The following is a 13,062-nucleotide window of genomic DNA, read 5'->3' on the forward strand; positions in this document are numbered from 1 at the left end:
TTCCAATCCTCAGTTTTGCGGCCGGGGCGGACGTTTCTCACCCCGATCAAATGCTTCCCAGCCTTCGCCGTTGAACAGGTCCACGCCCAGCTGAGCCGCAACGTGGGCAAAGTCGACATTCACCCAGTTGTCGACAATCTTGCCGTCGACCACTTTCCAGAAGTCCATGTACCTGATCTCGACACGCTTGCCCGTGGGGGCGATGCCCAGAAACTCGCCGGAATGCGTGGCTTCCTGGCGGCCAAACGCGGTTGCCCATTCACCCATGTAAAGACGTGCCTCGTCTATACAGGTCTTGTCCGAAAACGCCGCTTGGAACGGGCGTTGCCAGTTGTCCTGAAACTCTTTCAGGCCGGTCTTGGTTCCGCAGCCTTGATTGCCCATCCAGCGGAAGCCTTGGGCGAAGAATTCTCCGATATCGTCTATACGGTGGTCGTTCAGACCATCCACCATTGTTTCGATCACGCGGCGTGTGTCGTCGGTTTTGCTCATGTCCGTGTCGCGGGTCAGAACCGCTTGTTCGGGACGGGAACCTTTCATCTTTCTATCCTTTCAGGTTGCCGAGGGAAGGGATTGGGACGTGCGGCCCCAATGCTCAGAAAGTCCCTTGGCATCCTGTTCAGCGCCGGATGGCGCGACATGGCATTATGTCGGGCCTTGTTGCTCATTAGCCTTTGACTGCCCCGGCTGTCAGGCCGCTTACGATCTGGCGCTGGAAGATCAGGACAAGGAAGATCAGAGGAGCGGTGATCGACACGGCGGCGGCCACGGCAACCACTTGGTCGGTTGTCGTGGTCTCGCGGTTGAACATGCCGACGATGGCGGGAACCATGGTCTGGTTCTGCGCGTCCAACAGCAACGCGGTGACCAGAAAGTCGTTATAGGCCAACAGAAAGCTGAACAGACCTGTGGTGATCACGCCTGGCCACATCACCGGCATGATGACACGGCGGAAGGCCTGAAAGTGGCTGCATCCATCCACGCGGGCGGCCTCGTCCAATTCGGACGGGATGTTCTGGAAGAACGAGCGTAGCATCCAGATCGTGAAGGGTTGATTGATCGCAACCAGAACAGCGATTACCGCAAAAGGCTTGCCGTACAAGGTTGGTGCGTTTTCCCCCAAGATCGGGCTCAGCCATTCTGCCGAGTTTATGAACACCGGCAGATAGCCTGCCACCAGAACAGAATGCGGCAGGGCTCGGAAAACCAGTGCAACGATCAGGATCCAGAAGGCCAAAGTTGATCCTGACCGCGCCAGACCGTAGCCTGCCAATGTGCCCACGGTCAGCGACACTGTCACCACGCCCGTCGTTACGATCAGCGAGTTCTTGAAGTTGTTTGAAAAGCCCCGGTCGATCCAGACGGTTTTGTAATGCTCGGTCGTCAGACCAAGCACATCCCGTCCCGGAGGGCCAAACAGCGGGTTCAACTGGTTCAGGATTGCAGGCAGGACGACGAAGAACACCAGCAGGAAACCCACCAGTAAGGCCAGCACACCGATCAGCCAGCCGAACCATTCCTGTCCGGGTTTGGTGTAGGATCTGACCATTGAAGGTAACGTTCTGGTTGCCGCGAGGATCGTGCCCCAGATAACCGCGATGCCCAGAATGATATCCAGCAGCGACAAACCCTTTCCGACGCTCAGCGTCGCCGGCCCGAAGATCACGTTCAGCGCGTTGCTGTCGAATGCATCGACGGGTGACTTGAAGCTCATCACCACGATCCAGAAGATCGGGAAGGCTGCGATCAGGCACCAGAATGCCAGAAAAATGTTTGAGGTCAGCCGCAGACTTAAAGGCTGCCGGAGCGCACGCGAGGACATATCAGTGACTTCCTTTGTGATCACGCCAGGTTCGGCGTAGCGGAAGGATAAGCAGGACGACGACGCCAATCATGGTCAGCATCGAGTTGGCCGAAGCCCGGCTGATCGACCGGTTGCCGGCTTGATCCGGCGTCAGGTAGTCGAAGGTCAGCCATTGCAGTGAGATAACGTAGCCCTGGCTCGAAAAGCCGACGATCTCTTCGAACACGCGGTAGCTGTCCATCAGGTGGATCATCGACACGAAGATGATCAGCGGCATCAGATGCGGGATGACGATGTACTTCAGCCGCTGCCAGCGGGTCGCTCCGTCTATTACGGCGCTTTCCAGGCTGTCCTGATTGACTGTTTGCAGACCGGCATAGAAGATGATGGCGGCAAAAGGCGCAACGTGCCAGACGCGGTAGATCATCATGAGAACTTCAATCGTCCAGGCCTGCGCGAACAGAGCTATGTCACGGTTCAGCCACCATTCCATCATCGCAGTCAGGATACCGTCGCCACGGAACAGCCAGTTGATCGACAGCACACCGATCACCGGCGTAATGATAAACGGCAGCAGTGAGACAAAAATCACCGGTCCGCGGATCGATCGCGCGGCATTGTTGATCAGGATCGCAATCCCTAGCCCGCACCCGACCACCAGCGGCAGAGTAATCAGCGTAAAGGTCAAAGTGAACCGCAACGCTTTCCAGAAATTGATGGTGGATAACACATGCCAACTGCCGTCGCTTATGGCACGCCATGCGCGCTCGGGCTCCAGCACGTTGCGATAGCTTTGCAAGCCGACATAATGGGTTTGCGTAATAATCTCGCCATGCTCGTCCAGCTTCGGCTGTGATACTTGCTCGGTCACGCAGGTCTGCGTCAGGAAGCCGGGTGTGCAGGTTTCCTTTTCGACGGTCTCATAGATCGGCTGGGTGACATAGAAACTCTGCTTGAACACGCTGACCAACGGGAACGCGATGAAGAGAAGCATCATAAAGACAGAGGGACCGACAAAGACGGCGAATGTCCGGAAATTCATGGCTCTGCCTTTCTAATGGTTCTCGAGGGAAAGGGATGGGAGGGCCGTAGCCCTCCCAAGGGAGGATCAGTTGCTGATCAGACCCGCTTCTTTCGCGGCAGTGACGTAGTCTGCCTCGATATCGGCCAGAGTCGTCTGCGCGTCTTTGGCACCGGTCAGGTAGTCGGCCAGTCCGTTACCCAACGAGGTGTGCATGATGCCCATAGGACCGGAAGCCGGGTAAGCCTTGGCACCGCCTTCAGCGGACGCTGCAGCACCTGCAGCCAAAGGACCTGCCGAATAGGCAGTGCTCAGCCATACTGCGACATCGTTGTTCGCACTGACCGTATCGGTGTCCATGCCCTCAAGTGCGACGCGGAAGGCAGCATCCGCTTCTTCGTCGCTCATGTTCGAAGCCAGAACAATACCGTCCCACCAGATTGTGGTCGCCGGAACCGCCGATCCCATTGGAGCCGCGGCCATGGTCACCTTGCCAACGACCTGGCTTTCGGCCTCATCGTTCATCGCAGCGGCACGGCTGGCCCACAGGTTCGCCATCGCGATCTTGCCCTGCTGGAACTGCTGCTGAACATAGGTCGAGTCAGAGACCAGGTATTCCGGGTCCATATACTCGGTCATGGCCTTCAATGTCTCAAGCGCTGCTACGCCTTGCTCGTTATTGATGGCAGGCATGTTGCCGTCACCAAAGAACGAACCGCCCTCGCCCAAATACATGTTGACGAACTCCTGACCAAGGTTCCAACCGGTCTTGAACGTCCCACCAATGGGATAGTCCATGACGCCGGCTTCCTTGATCTTGGCAGCTGCGGAAAGAACATCGCCATAAGTCTTGGGCTCTTCGATGCCCAGTTCAGCCAGAACATCGTCGCGATACATCAGGTGCTGCGCATTCACCATCATCGCAATCGCCATGGTCTTGCCATCAACTTTGATTAACTGATTGGGCAGCAAATCCTGACCGTACTTCTCGACCAGATCGTCCAGCGGACGGATCGTACCGGCGTTGAGCAAAGGCACCAGAGTTGCGTTCGAAACACCGCCGATCTGATAAAGCGCCGGATCAGCGGCAAATGCCTCAGGTTGCTTTTCGCGGAATTCCTGGTCCAGCGACGCGCTGAAATTGCCGCATTCTGCCATCGCATCGGTGACCGCCTTCCAGGCTTCAAAACCGGCGGACAGTGATTTCAGCGGTACATCATTTTCAAAGGCGCAATCTGCCCACGAGCCGGTGGCGGCGATGGACATGGCTCCGGCCATGAGGATCGTCTTGAGTTTCATAGGTTTCTCCCTGTCAGGATCGGTCCGTCGTCGACGTCCGGACCGGTGTTATGCCCTTTCGGGCCATTTGTGGGGTCAGCCCCCGATCCGCGCACCACTTCCAGCTTCGAAGAGGTGACAGATTTCTGTCGGCACCGAGAACGAGACCGTTTCGCCAATCTCGGCGCGGAATGCTTTGTCTGCTTTCACCGAAACCAGAGCTCCGCCTACCCGAACCGAGATCATGGTCGCGTCGCCCAGCAATTCCAGTGTATAGATCGGAGCGGTGATCTGACCTTTCCCATCGGCAAGGCTGGCATCTTCCGCCCTGAAGCCCAGTGTCATTGGACCGTCTGGGGCATCCACTGGGATTTCGACATGTTCGGCACGGAACATTCCGCCTGAAACGTCGCCATCCATCAAGTTCATCGCGGGTGAACCAATGAAGCTGGCCACAAACGTGTTTGCCGGCATGTCATAGATTTCCGTGGGGCTGCCAACCTGCTGCACCACGCCCTGTTTCATCACCACAACGCGGTCGGCCAGTGTCATCGCTTCGATCTGGTCATGGGTCACATAGATCGTCGTCACGGCCAGCTCGTGACTGAGGTTCTTGATCTGCGCCCGGGTGGAGACCCGCAGTTTGGCGTCAAGATTCGACAGCGGTTCGTCCATCAGGAACACATTTGGTTCGCGCACGATAGCACGGGCGAGCGCCACTCGCTGTCGCTGACCACCTGAGAGCTCGGCGGGTTTGCGATGTAGAAAATCGTCCAGCTCGACCATCGCGCTGGCGCGGCGTACCTTTTCGTCGTGGGTCGACGGGTCGATGCCGCGCACCTTCAGCGGAAAGCGGATGTTTTCATAGACGTTCATGTTGGGATAAAGCGCGTAGCTCTGGAACACCATCGCAACGTCGCGGTCCTTCGGCTCCAGATCGTTGATCACATTCCCATCGACCAGGATTTCGCCCTCGGTCACGTCCTCAAGCCCGGCGATCATCCGCATCGTCGTTGTCTTGCCGCAACCCGAGGGGCCGAGTAGGACCAGAAACTCGCGATCAGCAATGGTCAGGTCGAAATTGTGAACCCCCACGAATGAGCCCCATCGCTTGCCGACGTTCCGCAATTGAATTTCCGCCATGGTGCCCCCTGCAAGGAATCATTTTGCATACGTTTGCAAAACTGTAATTCGCATGTACCAAATCAGGCAAGACTTTTTTGCATGCGTATGCAAAACTACAGGAAGAGTCCGACTCAAACTGGCTTGGCACCCCTCGCAACACTTTGACTAAAATGGTAAATACCGTGAACTTTCAGACAGAAAAAAAACTTGTCTCTGCGTTTCATACCGCAATGGACTCCGCAGCGGAGAAAGAAACTCCGAAGGTAATGAGCCAATTCTGCGCTTCAGAGTTGAAGTGGCGCGGCTTTCATCCGTTCAATGAAATCAACGGCGCCGAACAGGTTGCCCAGCAATTCTGGCAGCCGCTGAAGGGCAGTCTAGCTCACTTGCAGAACCGTGTGGATATTCTGTTTGCGGGGCAAAACGCGTTGCGCGGAGAGCCCGACGTTTGGGTTGTCGCCATGGGCCATTTGATGGGGCTGTTCGATCGACCGTGGTTAGGTATTCGCCCAAACGGCAAATTGGCGTTCCTGCGTTATTGCGCGTTTTACAAAGTAGCTGGTGACAGAATTGTCGAAATCGCGATGTTCTTCGACATCCCGCACCTGATGGTCCAAGCTGGCCAGAACCCGTTCCCCCCTCAGACAGCAGCACATTTGGTGCAGCCCGGACCAAGGTCGCATGATGGATTGCTGCTTGATGAACAACCCGCAGACGAAGGCGAAAAGACACTGGCGGTCATCAACGCGATGATTGCGGATCTGGGCCGCTGGGACAGCGGACTGTCGCTGGAAGAAGAATTGGCGCGAACGTGGCACCAGGACATGATCTGGTGGGGCCCCGAAGGAATTGGCGCGACCTACACGATAGAACGCTATGCCAGGCAACACTCCGGACCGTTTCGCGCCGCTTTCACAGATCGATCAAAGACCAATCACGTCTGCCGCCTGGCCGAAGGGCATTACGGTGGCTTCTTTGGATGGCCCAACTTTACTGCTACGCCCACAGGGGGTTTCATGGGGATGCCAGCCACCGGAAAACCCGGTGAATTCAGGGTGATCGATATCTATCGCCGCGTCGAAGACAAGCTGGCCGAAAACTGGATATTCATCGACTTGCTGCATTTCTGGAAAGGGCAAGGTGTAGACATTCTGGCGCGCACCACCGGGATTGAAGCATCATGAGGATAGATGCGCATCACCACCTGTGGGACCTTTCGGCCGTGAACTACCCCTGGCTTATGGAGAAAGGTACAGTTCGGTTTTTCGGCGACCCGTCTTCCATCCAGCGGGACTATATGCTCCCGGAGTTTCGCGCAGACGCCATAGCCATGGGGTTCAGCGCTTCGGTACATATTCAGGTCGGTGCTGCTGACCCCTGGGCCGAGGCGCAGTGGGTACAATCCGTTGCCGACCAGTTCCCGGACTGGCCGTTGGTGCAAGTGGCATTCTGCGATCTGACCTCTGATGATCTGGATGCACAGCTAGACCGTCTTCAAACCCTGCCTTCGGTGCGCGGCGTTCGTCAGATTATTGGCCGCGCTCCGGGTGAAGACGCCTCAACTGGCACGAACGCGCTACTTGAAGACCCAAAGTTCTTGACTGGTTTGAAGCAACTAGGCACCCGGGGGCTGTCCTTTGATCTTCAACTGCTGCCAGAGCTGATGGGTCAAACCGCGAATGTCCTCGCACAGGCCCCGGAAACCCGGATCGCACTCTGCCACGCAGGTTCGCCGTACGATCGGACTCCGCAAGGTTTGCGAGTGTGGGCAGATGAATTGACGGCATTGTCAAGCCTGCCACAAATCTGTTGCAAACTCTCCGGCCTCGGAATGTTCGACCACAACTGGAACGCTGAAAGCGTCTCGCCGATCGTTTCAACCTGCTTGTCACAGTTCGGCGCCGATCGCTGCATGTTCGGATCGAACTTCCCGGTCGACAGCCTTGCCTCAACTTACAAAGAAGTCGTTTCCCGACACGAGGAACTCATCCCGGAGTCGATGCTGGACGACGTATTTCGCGGCACATCAGAACGTTTCTATCGCATTGAATAGCGGCGGCACATACAAGCCAGCATACCTGCGCCGTTTTACTGAGACTGCATGGCAAACCCGGCGAAAGGCCATGCGCATGAAAGCTCCTGCACGCAGGCTTTAAAGCTGACTGGCAGGCCCGCACCTTCATGTCACCTGTTTCCTCTGATCCTCCATTCCCATTGAGCACAGAATCGGACTGCTGTTTTGGCGAGACTGAAACGTGGACTTGTCCGACAGTCCGGACCAATTGGTCCGGATCAGGCTTTGTGCGACGGCACCGCCCAGTGTGGTGCCAGGACCGGTCACAATGAACAGATCCGGTGCGAACTCGTGCGCGGCCTGCGCTATGGCATGGGTGAAATCATAAGTCTCGGTCACTTGATGGCCCAGGGTGTAATCCCAAAGCGCATTCAGGTCGCAAGCTCCGGGCCACCATATCCGGCAACGACCGTCGATCAGGGGTAGGTCCGGTTGCCGAAACAAGCCAGCGCCCAGTTGCGTGCGGCTTTGCGCCGAGACCGGAGCCTGAAGATGCGAATGGAACCCGGCATGGTTGGCCAATCGCATGGGAAAACGTTCCTGAACCACAGGTACGGCCTTTTCGAACACATCCAAACCGGCGTCGTCGCCTGCAAGTACCAACATGCCGCCCAGATCAATCGACAGGGTCAGCGTTGCATCGGTTCGGTCAATGTCATCCACCAAGGCAAGCAGCTCTGCCTTGCGGGCCTGATCAGGACGCCAGTCGGAATCCATGAAAGGATAGATCAATTGGCCACCGATCATGTTTTCCTGCATCAGAGTGCCCATGGTGTTGACCACCTCGAACCCTCCTTCGGCTGATAGCGCACCGCCGCAGGCCAGCGCCGAATACCAGCCCATCGAATTTCCCGTCACCGCAACCACTTCGATTCTGTCAGGATTGATGGCGCGGAAATCGCCCAGAGTAGCGGCGTAGATCAGGGCGGATGCATTGTCGCCTCGCGTGTGCTTGGCCATGGAATATCGTGCGGCACCGTCCAGTTCGCTGAGGGTGTCTTGCCCCTGCGCGCGCCGCATGTCATCAAAGCGCGCCAGAAGGGCCTTGTCGCTGAATTGCCGACCCAGAACACCCAGTTCGGGCTTGTTATAGGTACCTCGGCCGGGGCAGATGACGACGGCAGTTTGTTTGGCGGAACTCATTTGCCGGCCTCCATCAAGGATCGCGCGGCTGCTTCGATGCTTTCTTTCGATGGCATGGTTGCAGCATAGGCCGGGCCGGTGGCAATAAAGCTGTCTTCGGCGGTAATTCGGGCCAGCGGCACATCGGTGGTTTCGTGGAAATGCGCCATGAGAGCTTCGGCCACACCGCCATGATGACGGGTTTCGTCTACAATCAGGATGCGTTTGGCCCCGGTCACGGCCTGTGTCAGTGCCGCTTTGGGTAATGGGGACAACCAGCGCATATCAACGATCCGGGTTTTGATCCCGTCAGCCTGCAACGCTTGGCGTGCCTGATGGCTGAGATAGACGCCATTCCCAAATGTGACAATTGCAAGATCGTTGCCGGCACCCTCCACACCTACCTCGCCGAAGCCGATCTTTTCAGAAGGGTCGGGATAGGTTTGCATCCAGCCGCCGTCTCCGGCCTCGTGCAGGTCCCGCATCGGGTAAAGCGCGATGGGTTCGAGGAAAACGACCAGCCGCTGTTCTTCACGCGCGAGGCGCACGCATTCACGCAGCATCCGCGCGGCGTCGGCACCGTTCGACGGGCAGGCCAGGATCAGGCCCGGAATGTCGCGTAATACAGCAACCGAGTTGTCGTTGTGGAAATGTCCGCCAAACCCTTTTTGATACCCCAGTCCGGCAATGCGCACGACCATCGGGTTGGTGTATTGACCGTTCGAGAAAAAGGGCAGGGTGGCGGCCTCACCTCGCAGCTGATCCTCGGCATTGTGAAGATAGGCCAGAAACTGGATTTCCGGCATTGGCGTGAACCCGTTCTGAGCCATGCCGATCGCCAGGCCCAGGATCGACTGTTCGTCCAGCAACGTGTCGATCATCCGATCAGGGCCAAACCGTGTTTGCAGCTTTTGGGTCACGCCGTAAACGCCGCCCTTGCGCCCGACATCTTCCCCCATCATGACGATCTCGCCATGTTCCAGCATCAGATCGGTCAGTGCCCAGTTGATCAATCGCGACATGATCTGCGGTTCGGAATGTGCCTTGAGGTCGCTGCCGAACACCTCGGTCCGACGCTCGGGTGCTGGGCCATTGGTTGGTGCGCAGGGGCGCGCGGGCGGGATCAGGCTGGCCATCACCTCTTTGGCATGTTGCAGGCGAGGGCGAGTGACTGCCTGATCGGCCACGCGGGCAACCCGGGCGCAGGTATCATTATAGACGCCTAGCGCCTGTTCCGGGCTCATCGCGCCGAACTGATCCAACAGGCGCACGGAATGCAGCAGCGGGTCGTTGGCCTCTTCGGCCTCAACCTCGGCCTTTGGCATATATGTGGTTGGCATATCGGCCCCGGCGTGACCGTACAGACGAACAGTCCGAACATGCAGAAAGGCGGGTTTCTTTCGGCTGCGCACATAGTCGGCCGCCTGTTGCGCAACGTGGTAGGAGTCAAACATGTCCAACCCGTCGCACGAGAAATACTTTAGGCCGGGGCGACCCGAGAAAGTGGCCGCGATCCAGCCTTTCGGCGTTTTGGTCGAGATACCGATTCCGTTGTCTTCACAGCAGAACAGCAGGGGCAGGGGTACTGACTGGAAAGACGTCCACTGCGCTGTGTTGAACGCACCTTGTGCGGTGGAATGGTTGGCCGAGGCATCACCGAAGGAACAGAAGACGATGGCGTCGTCCGGCATATCTGCATGTTCCGGACGGCGACGACGCGCTGCGCTAATGCCATACGCCGCGCCAACCGCCTTGGGAAGGTGGCTGGCGATGGTCGAGGTCTGCGGTGGAATGCACAGCGCTTTTGATCCCAGAACCTTGTGGCGCCCGCCACTGATCGGGTCTTCGGAGGACGAGGCAAAGGACAGCAGAATGTCCCATGTCGGGCTTTGACCCGGCACCTGATCCGAGCGGGCAATCTGGAATGCCGCATCGCGGTAGTGCAGGAAGGCCGGATCAGTCGGGCGCAGGGCTGCGGCAACAGCCGCCATGCCCTCATGCCCGGACGACCCGATCGTGTAGAACCCCTTACCCGCCTTCTGCATCGCTCGGCTTTGCTGGTCGAGCGCCCGGCTCAGGCATTGCGCCCTGAAAAGCGCAACGGCTTCTGGGCCGGTCAGAGGACCTGACGGAGCGGTCCCTTCAGGAAAGTCCAGCGCTGCAACCCGGCGCAGGAAATTGTCATGCACGATTGCGGCGCGATCCATGTCAGATGTCCTTAGGCGAAGGCTTGCAGACCTGTCTGCGCACGACCTAGGATCAGGGCATGCACGTCATGGGTGCCTTCATAGGTGTTGACGGTTTCAAGGTTCACCATGTGACGGATCACGTGGAAGTCCTGACTGATCCCGTTGCCACCATGCATATCGCGGGCATGACGGGCGATCTCAAGCGCCTTGCCGCAATTGTTTCGTTTGATCAGGCTGACCATCTCGGGCGCGGCGCGGGCTTCGTCCATCAGGCGACCCACGCGCAGCGCGGCTTGCAGGCCCAGCGTGATCTCGGTCTGCATGTTGGCAAGCTTCAGTTGAAACAGTTGTGTCTGCGCCAGCGGACGGCCGAACTGTTTACGGTCCAACCCATATTGCCGGGCCGCGTGCCAGCACGCCTCGGCTGCGCCCATCGACCCCCAGGCAATGCCGTAACGCGCACGGTTCAGACAGCCGAATGGGCCTTTCAGACCTTCGACATTGGGCAGCAGGGCGTCTTCGCTTACCTCGACATTGTTCATCACGATCTCACCGGTGATCGAGGCGCGCAGAGACAGCTTGCCTTCGATCTTGGGGGCCGACAATCCAGCCGTTCCCTTATCCAGAACAAAGCCTTTGATCTTGCCGCCATGCGCCTCGGATTTGGCCCAAACGACGAACACATCCGCGATCGGGGCATTCGAGATCCACATTTTCGACCCGTTCAGCACATAGCCGCCCTCGGTTTTCCTTGCGATTGTCTTCATCGAGCCGGGGTCCGAACCGGCATCGGGTTCAGTCAGCCCAAAACAGCCGATATATTCGCCGCTTGCCAGTTTCGGCAGGTATTTCGTGCGCTGATCTTCGGTGCCGTAGGCGTAAATCGGATACATCACCAGGCTGGATTGCACCGACATCATTGACCGGTAGCCGCTGTCCACACGCTCGACCTCGCGCGCGACCAGACCATAGGTCACATAGCTGGACCCAATACCGCCATATTCCTCGGGAATGGTTGTTCCCAGCAACCCCATCTCGCCCATCTCGCGAAAGATGGCTGGGTCGGTTTCTTCATTGGCAAACGCGGCAGTTACCCGAGGCAGCAGCTTATCCTGCGCGTAGGCATGTGCAGCGTCACGAACCATGCGTTCGTCTTCGGCCAACTGGTCTTCCATCAGGAACGGGTCGTCCCAGGTGAAGGGACCGAGATGCGGGGCAGATTGAGGTTTCATGCAAGTTTCCTTTCCACAGCGGTTTTCAGACGTGCAAGGCCCGCTGCAATTGTATCTTCGGCATAAGCGAACGACAGGCGAAGATGGCCCGGCATCCCAAAGGCGCGGCCGGGCACCAGGGCAACGCCGGCATCTTCCAGCAACCACGTGCAGAATTCCGCGTCGCTGTCAAATGGCCCGCCTTGTTCCTTCAGCAAATCAGTGCAGGACGGAAAGGCATAAAACGCCCCGTCCGGTGCTGAACAGCGCAATCCGGGCACCGCGTTCAACCCGTCTACGACCAGGTCTCGGCGAGTGGCAAAGAGGGCGCGACGCTCCTCCAGCAACCCGGGTTCGCAAGTGATCGCGGCCAGCGAGGCCCATTGTGAGATTGAGCATGCCCCCGATGTGACCTGTCCCTGTACAGCGACCATGGCTCTGATCAGATCGGTCGGTCCGATACCCCAGCCAATGCGCCATCCGGTCATTGACCAGGCTTTGGCCACACCGTTGACGATCAGCACGCGATTGGTCAGCGCCGGGGCGGCCTTGGCCACTGAAGCGAAAGGCACATAGCTGAGATGGCGGTAAATCTCATCCGCCAGAATCCAGACGTGAGTGTGGCGTTCCAACACCTCGAAAAGTCCTGAAATTTCTGCTTTTGAGTAAATCGAGCCTGACGGGTTCGAGGGCGAATTCAGCATCAGCCAGCGCGTGCGCGGTGTGATGGCGGCCTCCAATTGTTCAGGCAGCAGTTTGAAGCCTTGCTCCATCGGGCAAGGCAAAACCACCGGCACCCCTCCTGCCATGCGGACAATATCGGAATAACTCGTCCAATAGGGTGCAGGCATGATGACTTCGTCGCCGGGGTTAAGGCTGGCCAGCATCGCATTTGCGATTACCTGTTTAGCGCCTGTTGAAACGATGACCTGAGTCATCTCGGCGCCCGCTTGTCGGGCGATTTCCGCGCGCAGTGCAGGCACACCGGCAGTGGGTGGATATTTGGTTTTACCTTCCAGTGCCGCTGAATGCGCAGCTTCGACCACATAAGGCGGTGTAGGCAGGTCCGGTTCGCCGGTTGACAGTGCCAGAACATCGCGCCCTTCAGCGCGCAGGCGGGCGGCGGCCTCTGAGATCTGGACGATTTCCGACAATTCGATACCGTTCAACCGGTCAGCGCGCTGGAACATCATGAAACTTTCTCTGCAGATGAGTTTGGTTTTAGCCAGAAAGTCACT

At 57.9% G+C, this 13,062-nt stretch carries 11 protein-coding genes; 2 read left to right on the forward strand and 9 right to left on the reverse strand.

What is annotated here, in order from left to right; all coding sequences use genetic code 11:
• Positions 1-9 precede the first annotated feature (9 nt).
• The 5 genes from D1823_RS18840 to D1823_RS18860 all read right to left on the reverse strand — a co-directional run bounded on the left by D1823_RS18840 (position 10) and on the right by D1823_RS18860 (position 5,246).
• Entirely contained in the window at positions 10-540 is a 531-nt protein-coding gene (locus tag D1823_RS18840) for an ester cyclase (RefSeq protein WP_117873051.1), read from the reverse strand.
• A gap of 127 nt (positions 541-667) precedes the next feature.
• Positions 668-1,822 (reverse strand): carbohydrate ABC transporter permease, encoded by a 1,155-nt coding sequence (locus D1823_RS18845; protein ID WP_117873052.1) that lies wholly within the window; start codon positions 1,820-1,822, stop codon positions 668-670.
• Between the two features lies 1 nt (position 1,823).
• Positions 1,824-2,846, reverse strand: coding sequence for a carbohydrate ABC transporter permease (locus tag D1823_RS18850; protein ID WP_117873053.1), 1,023 nt, complete (start codon positions 2,844-2,846; stop codon positions 1,824-1,826).
• 66 nt (positions 2,847-2,912) lie between these two features.
• Positions 2,913-4,124 (reverse strand): ABC transporter substrate-binding protein, encoded by a 1,212-nt coding sequence (locus D1823_RS18855; protein ID WP_117873054.1) that lies wholly within the window; start codon positions 4,122-4,124, stop codon positions 2,913-2,915.
• Between the two features lie 75 nt (positions 4,125-4,199).
• Positions 4,200-5,246: an ABC transporter ATP-binding protein gene (locus D1823_RS18860; protein WP_117873055.1), complete on the reverse strand. Its 1,047-nt coding sequence runs from the start codon at positions 5,244-5,246 to the stop codon at positions 4,200-4,202.
• Between the two features lie 152 nt (positions 5,247-5,398).
• On the opposite strand from D1823_RS18860, the gene D1823_RS18865 reads away from it, so the two are divergent.
• Together D1823_RS18865 and D1823_RS18870 are read left to right on the forward strand one after the other, a co-directional pair.
• Positions 5,399-6,412: an ester cyclase gene (locus tag D1823_RS18865; protein ID WP_117873056.1), complete on the forward strand. Its 1,014-nt coding sequence runs from the start codon at positions 5,399-5,401 to the stop codon at positions 6,410-6,412.
• Entirely contained in the window at positions 6,409-7,281 is an 873-nt protein-coding gene (locus tag D1823_RS18870; protein WP_117873057.1) for an amidohydrolase, read from the forward strand. Before D1823_RS18865 ends, D1823_RS18870 begins: the two co-directional genes overlap by 4 nt.
• A gap of 126 nt (positions 7,282-7,407) precedes the next feature.
• On the opposite strand, the gene D1823_RS18875 is transcribed toward D1823_RS18870, so the two are convergent.
• From D1823_RS18875 to D1823_RS18890, 4 genes are read right to left on the reverse strand one after another with little or no spacing between them, the layout of a single operon-like run.
• Entirely contained in the window at positions 7,408-8,445 is a 1,038-nt protein-coding gene (locus tag D1823_RS18875) for an ACP S-malonyltransferase (protein ID WP_117873058.1), read from the reverse strand.
• Positions 8,442-10,631 (reverse strand): alpha-ketoacid dehydrogenase subunit alpha/beta, encoded by a 2,190-nt coding sequence (locus tag D1823_RS18880; protein ID WP_117873059.1) that lies wholly within the window; start codon positions 10,629-10,631, stop codon positions 8,442-8,444. Before D1823_RS18880 ends, D1823_RS18875 begins: the two co-directional genes overlap by 4 nt.
• A gap of 11 nt (positions 10,632-10,642) precedes the next feature.
• Positions 10,643-11,845, reverse strand: coding sequence for an acyl-CoA dehydrogenase (locus D1823_RS18885; RefSeq protein WP_117873060.1), 1,203 nt, complete (start codon positions 11,843-11,845; stop codon positions 10,643-10,645).
• Positions 11,842-13,017: a pyridoxal phosphate-dependent aminotransferase gene (locus D1823_RS18890; RefSeq protein ID WP_117873061.1), complete on the reverse strand. Its 1,176-nt coding sequence runs from the start codon at positions 13,015-13,017 to the stop codon at positions 11,842-11,844. Before D1823_RS18890 ends, D1823_RS18885 begins: the two co-directional genes overlap by 4 nt.
• Positions 13,018-13,062: the final 45 nt, after the last annotated feature.

It is taken from the genome of Ruegeria sp. AD91A, from assembly GCF_003443535.1.
Lineage (GTDB): Bacteria > Pseudomonadota > Alphaproteobacteria > Rhodobacterales > Rhodobacteraceae > Ruegeria.